Below are 20,266 nucleotides of genomic sequence, written 5' to 3' on the forward strand. Positions count from 1 at the left end.
TCGCGATCACTCGATCTGCAGGTAGGAGCCGAACCCGGTTCCGATGACGTACGAGGCGCCGAACCCGCCGTTCCCGCCGCCGGGGTAGACCCGAAGGTCGCCGTTCGCCATCCGCGCGACGAGGTCGGGGCGCCCGTCGCCGTTGTAGTCGACGCCGCCCGTCATGGCCGTGAACCCGGTCCATCCGCGCCCGACGATCTGACGCGCGGCGAAGCCGTTGGGGATGCCCGGGTAGAAGTACTGGGTGCCGGCGGCATCGATCGCGATGAGATCTCCGCGCCCGTCGCGGTCGAAGTCGCCGCCCACGAGGTAGACCATCGAATTCCACTCCGGTCCGCCGGGACGCGTCTGCCCTGACAATCCGCCCTTGCCGTCTCCGAGATGGATCGTCATGTTGCCGTCCGGACGGACGGAGATGACGTCGTGGAGGCCGTCTCCCGTGTAGTCGGCTCCGGAGACGAGATGCAGCAGTCCGCCCCATCCGGTCGCGATGTCCCGCTGGGAGGCGAACCCTCCTCCGGCCGCAGGACTGCCCCCGTAGAACTCCAGCGTTCCATCGTTGCGGACCACGATCAGGTCGGAGTGGCCGTCGTTGTTGAGGTCGCCGTGCGCGATCTGTCCGCGGCCCGCCCAGCCGGAGGTGATGACGACGCGCGGCTTGAGCGCCGCGGTGCCGTTCCCCCCGAGGAAGTGGAGATCGCCATCGGCGGCCACACCGACGAGATCGGCCTTGCCGTCGCGGTTGTAGTCGGCCGTCAGCACCTTGGGGTTTACCGGGGTTCCGAGACCGGGGAAGTTCATCGGGATGAAACTGCCGCGCGTGACGTTCGTCAGGCACGTGAAGCCGTTGTTGATCGCGCTGTACACGCTGCCGTTGCGCCACACCTCGAAGTGCAGGTGGTACGCGTCGGTGGCGCCGGTCTTGCCGACGACGCCGATCTGCTGTCCGCGGCTGACGCGCGTGCCTGCCGCCTGCATGCCGGGCGCGGCCATGTGCCCGTAGCGGGTGACGTAGCCGCCGGGATGTTCGATGTCGACGTAGTTGCCGTACCCGCTGTTCGCGGTTCGCGCCTTGATCACGCCGTCATAGGCCGCCAGGATCGGCGTTCCGCCGCCTCCGCCGATATCGATGCCGTCGTGCTTGCGGTAGTTGTTGCGGCATCCGTCGCCGACCTTCGACTGGATGTTCCCGGACGAGGGTACGACCATCTGCCCGTCGGTCGCAGCGGATGCCGGTGCCGACGACGTGAGCGACGGGAAGAAGGAGGCGAGGACCACCGCCAGGAGTGCCAGAACACCGACTCGGGCGCGCCGCAAGCGTGACTGTCGCTTCATGTCGCGCTCTCCCGTGGTCGTTCGGCCCCAGCGGACATGATGTCCCCCGCCGTCACGGTACCAGCGCGACAGGAATTCGTGGCGGACATCGGCGTGATATTCCCCGAATAACAAGTACGGTTCTTCTATGGGCAGGCTCAGGTACGACGGCACTTCCGACCCGATCATCATCGAGGACGTGACGCTCGCGCATCTCAAGATCATCATCGCGACGAAGCTGCGCCGACAGGAGAGCTTCATGATGACGTGGGCGCCGCGTGACAGCGGCCCCAACAAGCGGGCGACGGTCTGGATCCATCCGGCGATCCCCCTGCAGTTCGGCTTCGACGAGGAGCAGCCGCCCACCGTCGACCCGCAACGCATCGCCGAACTGATGCAGCACCTCAACGCCAGCGGCGAGCTGGTGCTCGATCACGTGCTGTCGAGCTAACCGAAATATCGGTGCGCGCCAGCCGACCGCACGCACCCGCTACGCTGTGGCCGTGGACCCGACAATCATCCTTCTCGGCATTCTCGTCCTCGTACTCATCATCGGCGGGCCCTTCATCAAGAGGTGGGCGAACCGCAAGGCCGCAGCCGCCGGCGAGAACGCCGGACGCAAGTTCGCCGCGAAGCAACTGGTGAACGTGCTCGTCGAGTTCGGAACCACCGTCGTCATCCACGCCCCCGAAGACGCGGCGCGCGAGATCGTCGCCGAGGCCGCGGGCAAGAAACCCAAGGACTTCCCGGGGCGCGCGGACGGCGGCTTCGGCATCCGCTTCGTCGAGCCCGATGACACGATCGTGCGCCTGGTGCCCGATCCCGCCGGCACGCGCGTGCAGGTCGAGACCTTCCGCGAGTACATGGGCTTCCCCCAGACCGTCTCGTTCTGGCAGGACCTGCGCACGCGCATCTCGACCGCCGCCGCAGCGCGCGGGGTCACGGTGTCGGAGGGGCCGCACCTCGAATACCTTCGCGGTCACCTGCTCGACCCCAAAAACGCCCGCTGGGCACTCGACGCCTGATCGCCCCTCGCGCGGGGTGAATTCGCCTTTCGCGCCGGGTGAAACCGGCACGCAACTCCCGCCCGACGCAACTAGGCTGGACTGCGACGGCGACAGCGGCTCGCAGCGGCTGTCACGGCATCGGCCCTTCACGATCCCTCCCCGGTCCTCACGGACCTGCCCCAGAAAGGCACGAACCATGAGCGAATCCTCCGAGTCCGAAGACCGCAGCGGCGACCGCTCCCCCGACTTCTTCGACCAGCTGATCGAGACCACGCCGCCCGCAGCCTCCTCCCCGCAGGGCTCCTCGTCGTCTCCGGCGGCGTTCACGATCGGTTTCCGCGGTTACGACAAGGCGGAGGTCGACTCCGCGCTGTCGACGCTGCGCAACCAGCTGCAGCAGGCCAACGCCGACCTGGCCGACGCCGAGGTGCGTCACGCCGACGCGATCGATGCGCTGAAGTCGGAGGAGGGCTCCGCCCGCGAAGAGCTCGAGAGCGAGCTGACCGCTCTGAAGGCGAAAGTCGCCGAGACCGAGCAGCAGGTCGCGACGCTGACCTCCGAGCTCGTCGACGCCCCCGCCCCGGACGGTGAGGAGGCGCCGTCGCGCCAGCAGTTCGAGGCGATCCTGCGCGTGGCGGAGGAGCAGGCGAACGTCCTGATCCAGAACGCCGCGGTGCAGGCCGACCGCCTCATGGCCGCCGCCCGCGAAGAGGTCGCCGCCCAGCGCGCCGAGGCCGAGGCCGACGTCGCCCGCATCATCTCCCAGGCCGAGCGGGATGCCGACCAGGTGCGCCTCAAGATCGACACCGAGTACACGGCGCACGAGGCGCGCATCGAGCGCGAGGGCGCCCACGCCACCGAGAAGGTCAACCAGGCCTCGCAGGAGGCCACGGCCATCCGCACCGAGGCGGAGAAGGGAGCGGCCGCACTGCGCTCGCTCGTCACCCGCGAGACCACCCAGCTGCGTGCCGACGCCGAGCGCGACGTGCGCGAGATGAACGCCCGCGTGCTCGAGTTCGAAGAGACACTGACCCGCCGCCAGGACGACGCTCAGCAGGAGTTCCTCGTGCTGCACAACCAGGCCGTCGCCCACGCCGAGCGCATCACGAGCGATGCGAACGAGCAGGTCTCGGCCTCTCTCGACCACGCCCAGCGCATCTCGGCGAAGGCCGACGACTACGAGCGCCTCATGCGTTCGCAGGCGCAGTCCATCGAGGCAGACGCCCAGGTGCGCGCCCGCGAGACGCTCGACCGCGCGCGGGTGAAGTCGCAGAAGATCGTCGACGCCGTCACGACGCACACCAACACGGTGCTGCGGGATGCCGAGGACCGCACGCGTCAGCTGCGCTGGCAGCAGCAGCAGCTCACGAGCTTCATGGCCGAGGTGCGCGAGCTCATCCGCCCCGACGGCGTCTTCTCCGACGAGGGCGGCGCGACCGCGTCGCTCGGCGAGGTCGCGACGGTCGACGACGAGCCCGCCGAGGAGTTCCTGGGCGACGAGGTGCTCGATGACGAGGCGATCGACGACGATCGTCCGCTCGAGAAGATCACGATCGAGGTCGTCGAGAGCGACGACGACTCGGCACGCTGACACACCCCTGCATGACGAAGGCCCGAGCGGAATCCGCTCGGGCCTTCGTCATGGTCGTCGTCTATGCGCGGCGCATCTGCGACGCGGCAGGGCAGTCGAACGGATCGCTCGCGGCGAGCCCCACACGGTTGAGGTAAGCGATGACGATCGCGTACGACCGCCACAGGCTCGTCTCGGTGTAGGGGATGCTGTTGGCCGCGCAGTAGTCGCGCACGATTCCGCGTGCCTTCGAGAGGTGCAGGCGCGACATGTTCGGGAACAGGTGATGCTCGACCTGGTGGTTGAGTCCGCCCATGAACCAGGTGGCCCACCAGCCGCCGTTGACGTTGCGCGAGGTGCGCACCTGCTTCGAGAAGAAGTCGAGCTTGGCATCGGGCGCGATGACCGGCATGCCCTTGTGGTTGGGAGCGAAGGACGCGCCCATGTAGACGCCGAAGACGGCGAGCTGCACGCCCATGAACGCGAAGGCCATGCCCAGGGGGAGGAAGAGGAAGACCGGCACGATGACCAGCGCGAGGCGGAGCGCGATGAGGCTCAGCTCGGTCCAGCGGCCCTTCACGTTCTTCTGCGTGGTGAGGTGCTTGAGGCTGATGTAGTGGAGGTTGATCCCCTCGAGCGTGAGCAGCGGGAAGAACAGCCAGCCCTGCTTGCGGGTGATCAGGCGCACGAGACCGCGCGACTGCGCGGCATCCGTCTCGAGGAACGAGATCGTGTCGACCTGGATGTCGGGGTCCTTGCCGACCTGGTTCGGGTTGCCGTGGTGGCGGGTGTGCTTGGAGTCCCACCAGTGGTAGCTCATGCCGACGGCGCCGGCCGCGAGGATGCGCGCCAGGCGGAAGTTCGACGGACCGGACGCGAGGATCTGGCGGTGGGCGGCCTCATGAGCGAGGAACGCCACCTGCGTGAAAAGGATGCCGAGGGCTCCGGCGATGAGGAGCTGGAACCAGCTGTCGCCGAGCAGGATGAACCCGGTGATCGCACCGCCGAAGCCGAGGGCGAGCGCCCCCGCGACGAGAGAGTAGAAGACCGGGGTGCGCTGCATCAGGCCGGTCTCCTTGACCACCTGCTGCACATCGCGATACGCCTTCGCCATCGGCGGGAAGTCGGCGTTTCCCGAATAGGTCTGCCGGATGGGACCGAGCGTGGAAGCGGTGGATTCGAGCTGTGAAGTGGAGATGATGCTCTCCTTCCGATCGGGAGCCCTTGAGCTTCAGAAGCCAAGGGCAGATGCCGATCGCTGACCTCAGGCTAACCCTGCCCGCATACGCGGGAGGGCATACGAAAGCCCCTCCGGCATGTGATTCCGGAGGGGCGGGGTCGTTCAGGCGCGGGCGCGGCGCGGGCGGCGGCGGAAAACCGCGGGAAAACCGAGGTTCCGGCGCTTGCTGTGGGGTTCGTGTGAGAACTCCAGAGCCCGCTGAGCGTCGTCGAGATCGGCGAATGTGCCGAGATCGGCACCGCGCGCGTCACGCACGACGTGGGCGGTGCCGTCGAACTCGACGAAACCGGCGAATTCGCCGTCGCGGGTCGCGACGTGCACGTCGAGGTCGGCCTGCTTCCAGGTCAACGGATCGGTCGGATGGAAAGTTGTCGTACTCATGGTCATGCTCATCATTGCTGTGTGGCGGGCGCGTCGGCGCTCCGCGATGGAAGATCGTGGGCGGATGCCGCGCGCGTCGATGTGCGTGGTCCGGAATGGCCCTGATCAGTGGCAACGTGGGCGCCGAGAGGGGCGTGCACACACGTTGCGTAGACAGACTAGCAGATTTGCGCGGGCCGTGTCAGACCCTCACTCCCACGGCCAGCACCGCACGGTACCCCGCGGACGCATCCCCTGACATCGTCGCGAGCTGCGACACGGCCGAATCCTCCCCGAACACGTTGTCGCTGGCGAGCGTGATCCCAGAGAGATTCCGAGCCGAGCCGTCGTAGCCCGAGGTCGCGTAGACCGCCGCGCACTCGGCCTCGGGCAGCGCCAGCTGAGACGTCGCGATCGCATTGCTCGCGTCGGTGATCGACGCGACGTCCGGATACACCTCGAAGTGGATGTGCGGCCAGCGCCCGGCGTAGCAGCCGGGGAAGATCGAGGTGAACGACACCGTGCCCGCGGCATCCGCCACCTGCACGCCCCGCAGGTAGGTGACGTCCTCCAGGCCCGACGAATACATCGAGTACTCGCCCTGTGCCGTGCAGTGCCAGGCGTACACGGCGACGCCCTCGGCAGGCGCCCCGCTGGCGACATCGACGATCTGCAGCTCGAACACGAGCGGCACTCCCCCGGCGGTCGCGCCGCCGTCGATGGAGGAGCGGATGTCCTGGCGGACGATGCCCGAGTCCTCGAGGATGTCCGGACCGTTCGAGCCGTCGCCCGGGTAAGGCCCCGCGGTCTCCTCGGGAATCTCCGAGACGTCGGCGGCCACGGCATCCGCTGTCGGCGTGGGGGTGGGAGTCGGGCTGGGCGCCGGCGTCGCGGTCGGCGAGGGAGAACCGGATGCCGTGACCGACGGAGCGCAGGCGGCGAGCACCACCGCGCCCAGGCCGATCCCTGCCAGGCTCAGCACTCCGCGGCGCGTCAGCAGGGTGCGCAGGTCGAAGGCCGCGCCCTGATCGACCACCTCCTCATCGGGACGATCGAGAAGGCGACCTTCGTAGGCGGGGCCCTCGGGCGTACGGTCGGGCTCGGGGATCCGGGTCATGGTCGCGCTCCTCGTGTGCGGGTCGGGAGCATCCATGGTCGCGCGGCGGGCGATGCGTCGCCCCTGCGCGGGCTATGCGTTCTCGATGACGGCGGCCTTCTTCTCCGGCACCGGCGGGTGGAGCACCAGGAACACCACGATGATCACCATGATCACCGCGGTGAGCGCCACGGGGACCGGAAGGATCGGGTCGAGCAGCACGAGCACCGCACAGATCGGCACGACCGTGTTCACGACGCGGTCGGCGCTTCTGCGGATGGCGACCCACCAGACGCCGAGCAGGAAGACGGCGATCGGGACCGTCACCGTGAAGGACGCGGCCGTACTCGACAGCTCGCTCTTGCCCGTGAGCACGTCGAGCTCGACCTCGATGCCGGCTGAGAAGGCGGCCGCCGCCGCGAAGATCAGGTAGTGCGTGTAGCCGTAGCGCAGCGAGCTGCCGAACGATCCGACCGCACGATGGTGCTCCGGCCAGAAGTAGATCCACCACAGCGATGCCGTCACCACCAGGGTGAGCACGGAGATGGAGATGAAGGGCACGAAGGACTCGGCCTCGTGCAGCGCCTCGATGATCGCGTTCGCCGACGCCAGCAGGCTCTCGCCGAGAACGATCAGGGTGAACAGTCCGTAGCGCTCGGTGATGTGGTGCGGATGCCAGGGGGTCTGCCGCTCGTGCTCGGCGAAGACCGGGATCGACATCTCCAGCAGCGCGAACGCGGCGAAGGCGACGAGCTGGAAGGGCCCCTCCGGCACCAGCAGGAAGAGAATCCAGAGCACCTGCACCGCGGCGATGCCGAACGCATACCGCCGGGTCGCCTGGCGCAGCGGACCCGCGGCGCGCGACGCCCGCAACCACTGGGCGACCATGGCGATGCGCATCACCACGTATCCGACGACCACGAGCGCGAAGTGGCCGTGTTCGAACGCGCTGGGGATGCCGGCGGCGAGCACGAGCACTCCGCTCATCTGCACGATCGTGGTGACGCGGTACAGCCAGTCGTCGGTGTCGAACGCGGTCGCGAACCACGTGAAGTTCATCCACGCCCACCAGATCGCGAAGAAGAGCATGGCGTACGAGATGATCCCGTGCTGCAGATGCCCCTCGCTGAGGGCGTGGTGGAGCTGCGCCGAGGCGATGCTCACGGCGACGACGAACACGAGGTCGAAGAACAGCTCGAGCGAGCTGGCGACCCGGTGCGGCTGGGCGGCGTCACGCGGAATCATGCGGGTGAGACGCAGTCTCGGCGAAGTGGCGTTGGGTGTCACCGCGCCAGGATAGACCCGCTGTCGCGGCGGCGTGCGGGGCCACCGGAATATCGTTTCGGATCGTTGCGCGGAGAACCTACCGAACGCGACCGCCGTGGGCTATGCTGACGGGAGTCTGCAGTGCTCTCTGTATGCATTCGCCGTGTGGGACGGTGTCTGCTCGCCCGTGATGTGGGATCACGGAACGTCAGAGGGACCCGAGGGGTCGGGAATGCAGACGAAACCGCGAGCGTGGGGCTGGCGGTCTGGGGAATATCTGGGGAAACAATGGCGCACTGGGGATTTTTGCGTACATCACCGGCTCGAGGAGCCTCGGCATGACCTCCGTAGAGGATGCCGTGAGCATCACTCGCGCAGGAACGGCATTCGTGCCGGTTGCCGCTCCGCGAGCCGTCAAGTCGGTGCCGCGCTCGGTGGTCTCACCGCGCGTCTCCGCAACGCTGGAACGCCGCCGTCAGTGGGAGCGGCGATATCGGATGCGACTGCGGACGACGGATGCGGCTGTCATCCTGCTCGCCGTCGCACTGACGGCGGCGATCCAGCTGTCCATCGGCCTCACGGTGCTCGAAGTGCTGCGCGCCAGCGCGCCGCTGGCCGTGCTGTGGTTCCTGATGCTCGGCGCGCTCCACACCCGTGACGCCGCGCTGTTCCAGGCGAGTGCGACCGAGTACCGCGGCGTCGCGAACGCGAGCGGACTCGCGTTCGGGCTGGTCGCGATCATCGACGTGCTGCTGGCGTGGGAGTCGATGCAGCTGATGCTCGTCGTCGGGCTGCCGGTCGGACTGCTCGCACTCCTCGTCACGCGCTGGGGATGGCGGCACTGGTTGCAGGGCGAGCGGCGTCACGGGCGCTTCGCCTCCCGCACGCTCGTCGTCGGCAACCGGGACGACGTCGAGTACGTCATCCGTACGCTGCACCCGATCGGTGCCTCCGGCTATCAGGTGGTCGGGGCGACACTGCTCGACGGCAACGCCCGCGACGTCGAGATCGACGACATCCGCTTCCCGGTGCTCGGCAACTCCAACTCCGTGGCAACGGTGGCCACCGAGCTCGGCGCCGACACGATCATCGTCGCCAGTCGTCCGGAGCGCGACCCCGACTTCGTCAAGCACCTGAGCTGGCAGCTCGAGGGCACGGCCGCCGAACTGGTTCTGTCGAGCCGACTCACCGACGTCGCCGGCCCCCGCATCTCGTTCGCCTCGGTCGAGGGACTCCCCCTGATCCAGGTGCAGATCCCGACCTACGAGGGCGGCAAGCACGTGCTCAAGCGGGCGCTCGACGTGGTCGTCGCGACCCTCGCCCTCATCCCGATCGGCCTGATCCTTCCGGCGCTCGCCCTTCTCATCAAGCTCGACTCCCCCGGCCCCGTGTTCTTCCACCAGGAACGGGTGGGGCGCGACGGCCGGCGCTTCAGGATGGTCAAGCTCCGCTCGATGGCGACGGATGCCGAGCAGAAGCTCGCGGCGCTCAAGCTGCAGAACGAGGGCTCGGGTCTGCTGTTCAAGATGAAGGACGACCCCCGTGTCACGCGGGTCGGGCGGGTGCTGCGCAAGCTGTCGCTCGACGAACTGCCGCAGTTCTGGAACGTGCTCGTCGGCGACATGAGCGTGGTCGGGCCTCGCCCGCCGCTGCCGACCGAGGTCACCGCGTACGACGGCACGGTGTTCCGGCGCCTCTACATCAAACCCGGCATCACGGGTCTGTGGCAGGTCTCGGGTCGCAGCGACCTGTCGTGGGACGAGAGCGTGCGTCTCGACCTTCGCTACGTCGAGAACTGGTCGGTCATGAACGACCTGCAGATCATGTGGCGTACGGCGAAGGTCATGGTGCAGCCCAGCGGGGCATACTGAACGCATGAGCGCCGCCACGCCCGACGAGGGCCCTGCCGTCCTTGTCGCCGTGACGACCTTCCGACGCACCGAGCTGCTGCCACCGCTGGTCGCCGCGATCCGAGACTCCGCGGGAGCCGCGGGCACCCGGATGCGGATCTCGCTCGTCGACAACGACCCGGAGCGATCGGCATCCGCGGTCGCCGCCGGCCTCGGCGCCGACTACGTCTCGGAGCCCACTCCCGGGATCGCGGCGGCTCGTCAGGCTGCGCTCGACGCCGCCCGCGCCGGTGAGCTCGTCGCGATGGTCGACGACGATGTCGTCCCGCAACCGGGCTGGCTCGATGCCCTCCTGCGGGTCTGGGCGGCGGAGCATCCCGCGGTGGTGATGGGCTACGTCGAGTACGTGTGGCCCGAGGGCACGGACCCGTGGATCGTCGCCGGCGGATTCATGCGACGCCGACGACGCGTCACCGGGCAGCACCTCGATGCTCTCGCCACCGGGAACGTGCTGGTCGATGCCGCCCAGGTGCGGCAGCTCGGTGTCTCCTTCGACACGAACCTCGGCTTGGCCGGCGGCGAGGACATGCTGTTCGGGCGAGCGATCCTCGCGGCGGGCGGGTCGATCATCGCCTCTGCCGACTCCATCGTGCGCGACGAGGTTCCCATGGCCCGGACGACGCGAGAGTTCGTGCGACGCCGGACCATCTCGCAGGGGCAGATGCGCACGCGCCTGCTCACGCGCACGTCGTCGACGCCGCGGCGGATTCTCCTGCGCGGTGTGCATCTGCTCGGCGGCGTCGCCCGCCTGATCGTGTTCTCGGCTCGCGGCGCGCTCGCGCGTCTACGGGGAGACGTCGCGGCCCATGCCGTGCTGACACGACGCACCTGGTTCGCGCAGGGTCGCATCCTCGGCGCCGTCGGGCACGTGACGCCCGAGTACGCGCGGCCCCCGAAGCCGAACTCCGCTCCGGCGTAGCCGTCCGCGCGGCGCCAGCGCTGCCCGTGCGGCCGTCTTTAGCCGTCGTTGGTCGTCTCTGGTCACACGCGCAGGCGTGTGCAGTCACGAGGGGTCAAGACACGCCCTGCCGAGCCCTCGGGGGCGGCGTGTCGTGACCCCTCGCAGGGGTCCTCGCCCCCCACCTCCGGGCGAGGGGTCAAGACACGCCCTGCGGGACGGCCCGCGTGCGGCGTGTTGTGACCCCTCACGTGGATACTCGAGCACGGAAAGGGCCCGGCATCTGCGAGGATGCCGGGCCTTCCAGCGACGGGAGCGTATCGGGCACTCCCGGATCGCCCAGATGCGGGGAGGGCGAGCGCCTGGCCTGGCCTTCCCCGCACCGTGCCTACTGCGGAACCACCACGGCGATGCGATCGAACGACAGCTTGGTCGCCGGGTTGGTCGACGCCGAGCTGATCGACGTCTTGATTCCGACGCCGCCGGCCGCCTGCAGAGCCGCCGTCGTGTCGGTGCCCTGCAGCTGCCACGCGGTGGGCTCTGGCTGCCCCTCGACCCAGATCTTCGCGGCGATCGTGGTCGGGTTCGTGCCCGTGACCGACAGCTTGGTGTGCAATACCTGCCCGGGCGTGTACGCGGTCGGCAGCACGTAGCTGTTACCGATCGCGGTCTCGTCGCGCAGGATGTAGAGGCGGATGACCCCGGCCGGCTCGAACCGCACGCGGGCCGAGTAGTTCGAGGTTCCGACCGTGCGTCCGAGCACCGTCACGCTCGCCGTGCCGCCGGTCGAGGCGACGTCGGACGAGAACAGCGTATCGAGCACGATGTTCGTCGCCGAGACGCCCAGACGGGCCTCACGGGTCTGGGAGGGTGCCAGAGTCACCGTTCCCTGACCGGCGGCGACGCCGAAGGCGGCGTTACCGCCCGACGTGGCCCAGGCCCCGCCGAGATCCGACGTCCCCCACCCTCCGGTGAGAGTGCGGTTGAACTCGTCGGTCGCGAGCGGCGTCGGTCCCGCCGGAGGGTCGACGGGCGGCGCGGTCACGGTCACGGGGGCCGTGACGGTGTGCGTCGCTCCGTCGTCGTCGGTCACCGTGAGCGTCACCGTGTAGGTGCCGGCCGCGGCGTAAGGGTGCGACGCCGTGACGCCGGTACCCGTCGCTCCGTCTCCGAAGTTCCAGGCGTACGACGCGATCGTGCCGTCGGAGTCGCTCGAACCGTTCGCGTTGACGTTGGCCGTGAGGCCCGTCGTCGAAGACACGAACGCGGCGACCGGCGCCTGGTTCGGCGGCGCGACGACCGCACCGGTGACCACCTTGTAGTCGTCGATGCTGATCACGGTCGACACGGTCGAGACCGAACTGACGGCCATCTTCAGCCCCACGGATCCCGCCTGCTGCAGCGCGGCCGTGGTGTCGGTCGTCTGGAGCTGCGGCGTGGTCGGCTCGGTCGTTCCCGTGCGCCACACCTTGAGCGACAGATTGGTCGGCGAGGTTCCCCGCACCGACAGCACGGCCGACAGGCTCTCACCCGCGACGTAGTTGCCGGGCAGCACCACGCTGTTGCCGATCGCCGTCTCGTTGCGCAGCAGGTAGAGGCGGATCACTCCGGTCGACTCGACCTTGATGCGGCCCGAGTAGACGTCGCTCCCGACCTGACGGCCGTTGACCGTGAGGTTGAAGGCACCGCCCGAGGTCGCGTTGCTCGACGAGATCGTCAGCGAGGTGATGGTGTTCGTCGAGCTGACTCCGGCGAGGCGCGCCTCGCGGGTCTGCCCGGCTGCCAGAGCCATCTTGCCCACGCCGCCCGCGACCGAGAAGGCCGCAGCCCCGCCGGTGGTCGTCCAGGCGCCTCCGACGTCGGCGCTGCCCCACGAGGCGCTCGCCGACCGTGCGAAGGCGTCGCGGGCGATCACGTCTTCGGTCGAGGCCGGAGCCACGACGACCGACGAGGTCGCCTGGTGCGTCGCACCGCGGTTGTCGGTGACCGTCAGGGTCACGGTGTACGTGCCGGCGGTCGTGTAGGTGTGGCTGGCCGTCGCTCCGGTCGCGGTCGCGTTGTCACCGAAGTTCCAGGCGTAGGCCGTGATCGTGCCGTCGGTGTCCGTCGACCCGCTGCCGTCGGCCGAGACGGTCATGCCGTCCGCACCGCGCACGACGTTGGCCACGGCCTTGGGCGGCACGTTCGCCGCCTCGACCACGATCTGCTGTGTGCTCGTCGCCGAGCCGCCGCGATCGTCCGTGACCGTGAGCGAGACCGCGTAGGTGCCGCTCGCGCCGAAGGTGTGCGCCGCGGTCGCGCCCGTCGCGGATGCTCCGTCTCCGAAGTTCCACGAGTAGCTCGCGATGGTGCCGTCCGGGTCGGCGCTGGCCGAACCGTCGACCGACAGCGCCAGGAACTCGGCACTCGCGGTGAACGCCGATGTCGGCAGCACATTCGGGTTGCGCACGACCACGTCGTGGCTGACCGAGGAGGTCAACGACCCGCTGTCGCGCACCGTCAGAGTGACGGTGTACGTTCCGGCCGTCGTGTATGCGTGGGTCGGCGCGACCCCGCTGCCGGTCTCGCCGTCACCGAAGTTCCAGCTGTAGTCGGCGATCGGCCCTTCGACATCGCTCGAGCTCGAGGCGTCGAAGGCCACCGACAGGTCGGTCGGCGTGGTCGTGAACTGCGCGACCGGGAGTTCGTTGCCCTGTCCGGTCTTACCCAGCTGGTAGTGCTGCAGGATCTGGCTCGCGGACAACGGCGCGGAGTAGATCGCCACTTCGTCGACCGAGCCCACCCAGAACGGGTTGCCCTCCCATGTCGAGTCTCCGCCGACCCGCCAGTATCCGGCGTAGTCCTCGGCGTTGGACACCGAGTTCGACGCGACCAGTTCACCGTCGACGTACAACTGCATGCCGCTCGGAGACTGCTGCGCCACGACATAGTGCCACTGGTTGTCGCGGTAGGTGCTCGGCGCGGTGAGGATGTTCGTCCCCCCGTTGTAGGTGCCGAACTTCAAGCGGCCCACCGTGTCCATGTAGATGTGGCGGTCGTAGTTCGAGCTGGCGTTGGCGTTGTTCGAGTTGCTGTTGCCGAAGCCGACGATCTTGCCACCGCCGGTCGTGGTCGTCTTGAACCAGGTCTCGATGGAGTAGATGTCGGATGCCGCGTACTGACGATCGCTGATCACGTTCTGACGGTTGTTCCAGGTGCTGCCGACGCTCGAGGACGTGAACCGGATCGACTTGTTGGTCACTCCCGCGAGGGCTCCGGTCTCACCGCGCTGGATGGAGGCGTTGCCGCTCGTCTTGTAGCTGCCGGTGCTGCCGTCGCGGCCGGAGTCGGCTGCCACGGTTCCCGTGGTCTCGCCCAGACGCCAGTAGAGGGTCGGGTCGAGGTCGTAGACCGCCTTGCCGTAGGCATCCGCCGGCGCTGCCGGCAGAGCCGACGTGCGACCGGAGGCCACCCAGTGGGCGTCGACGACGTCACGGGTGATCGCGGTGTTGTAGACCGCCACATCGGCGATCCGACCGTTCAGGTACCCCGAGCTGCCGGCCGAGGGCCAGCTGCCCAGCGAGTCGCCGCCGATCCGCCAGTAGCCGGAGTAGCTCTGACCGGTCGTGGTGTCGGAACGCGAACCGACGCGCTTGCCGTCGAGGTACAGCACCATGCCGGACGAGCTCATCGTGCCGACCACGTGGTGCCACTGCCCGTCGTTGAGACCGGCGCCGCTCGTGACCGCCCGGGTGGTGCCCGGGTAGACACCGAACGACACCTGGCCGGTGTTGTTGAGGTAGATGTGCCGGTCGTAGCTGCCGGAGTTGCCGGTGGCGTTGTTACCGAAGCCGACGATCTTGCCGCCACTCGTGCTGGTGGTCTGGAACCAGGCCTCCACCGAGAAGGTGTTGGGTCCGACCTCCGACACCGAGGATGCACCCGTGCCGTTCGAGCCGTTGAACGCCGTCGACGAGGACGCCGCTCCGACGACCTGGCCGGCCTGCCCGCGGGTGGTCCCGCCGGCGAGGGTGACGTCGTTGCCCGCCATCCAGTCGATGCCCGAGGTGCCGGACGCCTCGTTCAGCGGCCAGTAGTACTTCGGCTGCGAGTTGAGCACGGCGATGTTGTAGGCGTTCTCGGTGCCGGTCGCGGCCACGGTCGCCGAGGTCCAGTCGGACGTCGTCGAGTTGCCGTTCGGATCGGTGACCTTCACGCGGTACTGGTACGTCTGACCCGCGGTGACCGCGTTGTCGGAGTACGTCAGGCGCGGACGCACCCAGTACGTCGACTCGGCCGTGGTCGTGTAGATCGGCTGCGCGATGTCGCGGCGGAAGACCTCGTAGGTCAGCTTCGCGTTGTCGGCATCGTGGTTGGCCGACCAGGCGATGCGCACCTGACCGGCACGGAAGGACTGCGTGCTGATCTGGTAGGCCCCGCCCTGGATGGTCGGGCCGACCTTGTTCGGCGCGGTCGACGGCTTCGCGAAACGCACGAGGCCCTGCTGGGCGACGCCGCCGACGGCCGTGAACTCACCGCCGTAGATCAGGTACTCGCCGGCACCCGTGACCGACCATCCGGCCTGGTCCATGCCCGAGACCGAGCCCGGCTGCCACTTCGGATACCAGTGCAGCAGCTTCGCGGCAGGGTTGCCGGTGAAGCTGCGGTAACCGTAGGGGTCGGGCGTGATGGTGCGGTTCGACGGGTTCTTGTCGAACGCCAGCGAGTGGTTGAAGTTCCACGGGTCGAGCTGCGGGAACTCACCGATGTTGCCGCAGTAGTGGGTGTGGGACGCCGTGTAGAGCACGCCCCCGGTCGGGAAGATCGAGTACGTGTCGCCGTGGCAGTCCTCCATCCACGCCATCGATCCGTCGCTCCAGTTCGCACGGAATGCGCCCTCGAAGTCGTCCTCGGTCTTGGAGCCGCCGAAGTCGTAGCCGCTGCCGTACACGCTGTCGCCGTCGGAGGCGAGCGCGTAGATCGATGCGCCGGTGCCGGCGTTGCGGATCACGCTGTTGATCGCCCACGGCAGGCTCTGGCCGGTGACCGCGTCGAGGGCGGCCATGCCGCGCCCGGGGTTGGTCGAGCCGTTGGTCGAGGTGAAGGAACCACCGATGACGACCTTCGACTTGTCGGGCGACACCACCACGGCGCGCACGCCGTAGCCGCCCGCGAGTTGCGGGTTGAAGTCGAGCACGGCACCGGTCGATGCGCTCAGCGCGGCGACACCGGTGCGGGCGACGTTGTTGATGTTGGTGAACTCACCGGTGACGTAGACGGTCGTGTCGGTGGCGACGATGCCCTGCACGATCGTGTTCGTCCCGGGGGTCCAGGTCGAGATGAGCTGCCCGGTCGCGGTGTTGAAGGCCGCGAGACGGTAGCGGTTCTGCCCGTCGACGGCCGTGAACCCGCCGCCGATGTAGAGGCGGGAGCCGTCGGGCGAGACGGCGGCCGCGAGGATGCGACCGTTCACGTTCGGGTTGAACGATGTGTCGAGCACACCCGTGGCGAGGTTGTACGCCAGCAGGTTCGACCGCGCTGTCTCGTTCGTGCCGGCGGCGGCGCCGGCCGGGCGCGCGCTGGTGAACTGGCCACCGGCGAAGACCTTGTTGCCCGCGACGGCCTGAGCCCACACGATGCCGTTGATCTGCACGGTCGGCAGCGGATCGGCGCTCATGGTCGTCGGCAGCGCCGGATCGGTCGGAACCGTATCGGCCTGCGCGGCGGGAGCCGTCAGTGTGGCACCGAGCATCGCTGTCACCAGAACGGTGACGATCCCCAGTGCGATACGACGGAATGGACGTGAATTCGAATCGTGATCGTTTTCGATCGCGTCGAGTCGACGGACTCGCATAGCGCCTCCCCAGGCGGCTGCCGAGTGATCGGCAAAAGAAGTGGATTCCCCCGCGTCCCCCATAGACGCATCCGCGGCAACGATAGCGCACAACCGCGGCGGATACCAGAAGAAGTTTCGCGACGGTTCCGCGACACCCCGGATCAGGCGTCTCGGGCCGGAAAGATCACCCCGGCGTCAGACCAGGATCTGCGCGAGGTGAGCGCACATCTCGTGCGTCGTGAAGCGCTCCTCGACGTCCCGACGCCCCGCCAGCCCCATCTCCGCCGCGCGCTGCGGATCGTCGATCAGGCCGATCAACCGCTGCGCGAGGGCCTCGTCGTCGCCGAGCGGCACGAGATGGCCGGTGCGCCCCTCCGTGACGTACTGCGACATTCCGGGGGTGTCGGTGTTCACGACCGGCCGACCGGTCGCGAAGGCCTCGAGCGTCACCGTCATGCCGGAGACGTGCAGATTGGGCCGGGTCGCGGTGGCGATGACGGATGCCGTCGCATAGAGCTCGTGCAGTTCGCCATGACTCATCCGCTGCACGACCTCGACACCGGCCGGAGCATCCGTCGACGCCGACGACTGGACGATGAGCTCGACGTCCGGGCGCTGCTCGTGCACGCGCGCCAGCGCGCGGAACAGCGTCTGCGGATCGCGGTCGCGGTCGTTGCCGACGCTGACGATGCGCGGGCGATCGGGGTACGGGCGGGGCGAGAAGAACTCGGCGTCGACGCCGAACGGCACCGCGACGATCCGTGGCCCCGCGCTTCCGAAGAGGGCGCGCAGGGGCTCGACCTGCGCCTCGCTGAGCACCCACAGCGTCTCGGCGCCGCGGAGCACCTCGACGAGACGACCGGTGTCGGCTCCGCGCTCGATCATGTCGGTCAGCCAGATCACTCCGGAGGCGAACCGCTCGTAGGGGCTCGCGACCTGCATGCGGAACGCCGCGTTCTCGTCCCACGTGAACGCCGTCTGGGCGCGCGGTCGGGGTCCGATCCCCACGCGCGACCGCAGGCGCGAGAGACGTCCGGGGGCCGGGAGGTCGAGCACCGCGACCGGCGCGTACTCGCACAGACCGTCGAGCCCGTAGGGCCACACGCTCGGCACCTCGCCGGCGGAGTGCCGGCGCTCCCAGCGCGTCACCGACTGCTCGGCAGGGAATCCCCAGATCAGCGGGCGGCGTTCGTGCGGCGGCGTGGACACCGCCCCAGGATAGCCCGCGGTCTTCCGGCGTTGTCGGCCGCCTCGGGCATACTGATGCGATGCAGACCGCCTCCGCTCCGTCGTCGACGTCCCTGCGCATCGCCCTCATCGGCACGCGCGGCATCCCCGCCGCCTACGGCGGATTCGAGACCGCCGTCGAAGAGGTCGGACGGCGCCTCGTCGAACGCGGGCATCGGGTGCTGGTCTACGGGCGCGACGCCGGCACAGCGGGCGACGTGCACCTCGGCATGCGCCGCGTGACCCTGCCGGCGGTGCGTCAGAAGGCGCTCGAGACCCTCAGCCACACGGCCCTGTCGACGGTGCACGCCGTCACCAGGGCCCGACCGGATGCCGCGTTCGTGTTCAACGCCGCGAACTCGCCCTTCCTCCCGCTGCTGCGCGCCCGTCGCATCCCGGTCGCCCTCCACATGGACGGGCTGGAGTGGCGACGCTCGAAGTGGGGCCCGCGCGGCAAGGCGTACTACCGCGCCGCCGAGTCGTTCGGGGTGCGTCAGGCCGACGCGATCATCGCCGACGCCCCCGGCATCGCCGACTACTACGACCACCAGTTCGGTGTCGCGAGCGAGCTGATCCGCTACGGCGCCCCCCTGCTCGACGACGCTCCGTCCGACGGCATCCGCGAACTCGGTCTCGAGCCCGGGGGCTACCACCTGGTCGTCGCCCGCTTCGAACCCGAGAACCACGTCCGCGAGATCGTCGAGGGCTATGCGATGTCGCAGGCCACGAAACCGCTCGTCGTGGTCGGCTCCGCGCCCTACGCCGCGGAGTACACGGCCGCGATCGACCGGATCGCCGCCGCCGATCCACGCATCCGACTGCTCGGCGCCGTCTACGACCAAGACCTCCTCGACGCGCTCTACCACCACGCCTCGACGTACCTGCACGGCCATTCGGTCGGCGGCACGAACCCCTCCCTGCTGCGCGCGATGGGCGCCGGCACGGCCGTGATCGCGTTCGACGTGGTCTTCAACCGCGAGGTGCTCGACGAGCAGGGCTGGTACTTCCGCACGCCGGCGGATGTCGCGGCTGCGGTCGACGCGGCGGAATCGGATGCCGGAGCCGTCGCCGCGGCATCCGCTGCCGTCCGGCGTCGCGCGGCCGATGCGTTCTCGTGGAACGACGTCGCCGCAACCTATGAAGACCTCGCCCGGCGCCTGGCGGCCGGCGACAGCATCCATCCCCTCGCGCGCCGCGCGCACCGCGCGGAGACGGAGTGGCCCGGCTAGACCGCGTCGACCGCGGTCTCGGCCGCGGCATCGGGTTCGCTCTTCAGGAGTCGATCCCGGTGGCGGTGGATGTAGATCGCGTACGGGATCACCTGGCAGACGATCAGCGCGAAGCTCACGCCGAGCAGCGGTCCGACGATGCCGAGCACCGGCGTCAGCACGAGCGAGAGCACGATGCTGACCGCGGCCATCGCCAGGGTCGGGATGACCTGGAAGCGGATGCCGGGTTTGTCCATGATGAACATCCCGAGCGGATACACGGCCGCGGTGAGCATGATCATCGCGCCGAAGGCGAGGATCGTCGAGGTGCGCACGTCGAGTTCGCCCTGGGTGATGAACTCGAACAGCCACGGTGCGATCAGCCAGACGAACGCGGTGGCGGCCGCTACGGCTCCGGCGAAGAGCAGCGAGAGCAGATACGGTCCGCGCTTCAGCTCACCCCTGTGCCGCAGACGGGCGAACTGCGGCCACAGCGCGACGCCCGCGGCCATCACCAGGCCGTTGAGGGCGAAGAACACCTGACCCGTGACACCGTACTCGGCCACGTCGGTCGGCGTTCCGAACTGGGCGAGCACGTAACGCTGCGACCCGACGGCGATCGGGTAGGTGATCATCTGCGCGAGCATCGGCCAGCCGACGTCCATGACCCTCACCCCGGGGATGCTGCGCCAGCGGAACAGCATCCGCAGAGCATCCGGGATCAGCGGCCGCGTCGACCGCGTCACCAGCAGGAAGCCGATGATCGCCGACAGCAGCGAGGCGCCGTACGAGGCGATCGCGAGATACGAATCGAACTCACGCCCGCCGAGGTGGAGCATCAGCCAGACACCACCGAGGGTGACCGGCGAGATGAGGCCCTGCACCAGGATCACCAGGTGGTTGCGCCGCTGCCCGAGCAGGATGCGGAACCACACGCCCAGGGTGATCGACAGGCTGAACAACGTGATGCACAGGAAGGCGGCGAGCGCCGCCCCCGGGATCGCACCGGCGTCGCCGAACAGGGCGCGCCATCCGCCCGTGACGAGCAGCACGGTGTTGATGAGCATGAGTCCGGTCGCGAACATCAGCAGGATGCGGCCGACCGAGGTGACCTGCAGTCGGAGCCGGCGATCGGTGCGGATGTCGTCACTGGTCGCGACGGCGTTCACGAGAACCGCGCCGCTGCCGAGGTCGGTGAACGTCAGCAGCGACGGGATCGTGATGAGCAGCGAGTACAGGGCGTAGTGCTGGATGTCGGTCTCGCCGAGGATCATGCGGGTCGTGATGACCCCGCAGACCAGCGAGACGACCATCGTCAGCGCGCGAGCGCCGAGGGCCAGGAGCGAGTTCATGGC

Annotated in this window: 14 protein-coding genes; 6 read left to right on the forward strand and 8 right to left on the reverse strand. The window is 68.8% G+C overall.

Features of this window, described 5'->3' with window-relative positions; translation table 11 throughout:
- Positions 1–6 precede the first annotated feature (6 nt).
- Positions 7–1,335 carry a VCBS repeat domain-containing M23 family metallopeptidase gene (locus KZC52_RS07850; protein WP_247623485.1) on the reverse strand — a complete coding sequence of 443 codons (1,329 nt, stop codon included), beginning with the start codon at positions 1,333–1,335 and terminating at the stop codon, positions 7–9.
- Positions 1,336–1,462: 127 nt separating this feature from the next.
- Between KZC52_RS07850 and KZC52_RS07855 the strand changes: the two genes are divergently transcribed.
- The 3 genes from KZC52_RS07855 (at position 1,463) to KZC52_RS07865 (ending at position 3,912) form a co-directional block, all read left to right on the forward strand.
- Entirely contained in the window at positions 1,463–1,765 is a 303-nt protein-coding gene (locus tag KZC52_RS07855; protein WP_247623486.1) for a DUF7882 family protein, read from the forward strand.
- 52 nt (positions 1,766–1,817) lie between these two features.
- Entirely contained in the window at positions 1,818–2,339 is a 522-nt protein-coding gene (locus tag KZC52_RS07860; RefSeq protein ID WP_247623487.1) for a hypothetical protein, read from the forward strand.
- A gap of 178 nt (positions 2,340–2,517) precedes the next feature.
- Complete coding sequence (locus tag KZC52_RS07865) at positions 2,518–3,912, forward strand: cell division initiation protein (RefSeq protein WP_247623488.1); 1,395 nt, start codon at positions 2,518–2,520, stop codon at positions 3,910–3,912.
- Between the two features lie 61 nt (positions 3,913–3,973).
- Here the strand turns inward: KZC52_RS07865 and KZC52_RS07870 are convergent, their stop codons facing one another.
- From KZC52_RS07870 to KZC52_RS07885, 4 genes are all read right to left on the reverse strand, one after another.
- The gene (locus KZC52_RS07870; protein WP_247623489.1) at positions 3,974–5,005 is read right to left on the reverse strand and encodes a fatty acid desaturase family protein; all 1,032 of its coding nucleotides are present in this window, start codon (positions 5,003–5,005) and stop codon (positions 3,974–3,976) included.
- 228 nt (positions 5,006–5,233) lie between these two features.
- On the reverse strand, positions 5,234–5,512 hold the full coding sequence (locus tag KZC52_RS07875; protein ID WP_247623490.1) for a hypothetical protein: 279 nt from the start codon (positions 5,510–5,512) through the stop codon (positions 5,234–5,236).
- Between the two features lie 181 nt (positions 5,513–5,693).
- On the reverse strand, positions 5,694–6,608 hold the full coding sequence (locus KZC52_RS07880) for an intradiol ring-cleavage dioxygenase (protein ID WP_247623491.1): 915 nt from the start codon (positions 6,606–6,608) through the stop codon (positions 5,694–5,696).
- A gap of 72 nt (positions 6,609–6,680) precedes the next feature.
- Entirely contained in the window at positions 6,681–7,832 is a 1,152-nt protein-coding gene (locus tag KZC52_RS07885) for a low temperature requirement protein A (RefSeq protein WP_247623492.1), read from the reverse strand.
- 359 nt (positions 7,833–8,191) lie between these two features.
- Between KZC52_RS07885 and KZC52_RS07890 the strand changes: the two genes are divergently transcribed.
- Both KZC52_RS07890 and KZC52_RS07895 read left to right on the forward strand, forming a co-directional pair.
- A complete protein-coding gene (locus KZC52_RS07890) occupies positions 8,192–9,724 on the forward strand; it encodes a sugar transferase (protein ID WP_247623493.1) in 1,533 nt (510 codons plus the stop codon).
- Positions 9,725–9,728: 4 nt separating this feature from the next.
- The gene (locus KZC52_RS07895) at positions 9,729–10,682 is read left to right on the forward strand and encodes a glycosyltransferase family 2 protein (protein WP_247623494.1); all 954 of its coding nucleotides are present in this window, start codon (positions 9,729–9,731) and stop codon (positions 10,680–10,682) included.
- Positions 10,683–11,049: 367 nt separating this feature from the next.
- Here KZC52_RS07895 and KZC52_RS17325 read toward each other — a convergent pair whose 3' ends face one another.
- Entirely contained in the window at positions 11,050–16,392 is a 5,343-nt protein-coding gene (locus tag KZC52_RS17325; protein WP_281731244.1) for a PKD domain-containing protein, read from the reverse strand.
- 279 nt (positions 16,393–16,671) lie between these two features.
- Complete coding sequence (locus KZC52_RS07915) at positions 16,672–17,685, reverse strand: glycosyltransferase family 4 protein (RefSeq protein ID WP_247623495.1); 1,014 nt, start codon at positions 17,683–17,685, stop codon at positions 16,672–16,674.
- A 59-nt stretch (positions 17,686–17,744) separates the two neighbouring features.
- On the opposite strand from KZC52_RS07915, the gene KZC52_RS07920 reads away from it, so the two are divergent.
- Entirely contained in the window at positions 17,745–18,932 is a 1,188-nt protein-coding gene (locus KZC52_RS07920; RefSeq protein WP_247623496.1) for a DUF1972 domain-containing protein, read from the forward strand.
- Here KZC52_RS07920 and KZC52_RS07925 read toward each other — a convergent pair.
- On the reverse strand, positions 18,929–20,263 hold the full coding sequence (locus KZC52_RS07925) for an MATE family efflux transporter (protein WP_247623497.1): 1,335 nt from the start codon (positions 20,261–20,263) through the stop codon (positions 18,929–18,931). The genes KZC52_RS07920 and KZC52_RS07925 overlap by 4 nt on opposite strands.
- Between the last annotated feature and the right edge of the window lie 3 nt (positions 20,264–20,266).

Origin of the sequence: Microbacterium galbinum (assembly GCF_023091225.1) — a bacterium.
In the GTDB taxonomy this organism is placed as follows: domain Bacteria; phylum Actinomycetota; class Actinomycetes; order Actinomycetales; family Microbacteriaceae; genus Microbacterium; species Microbacterium galbinum.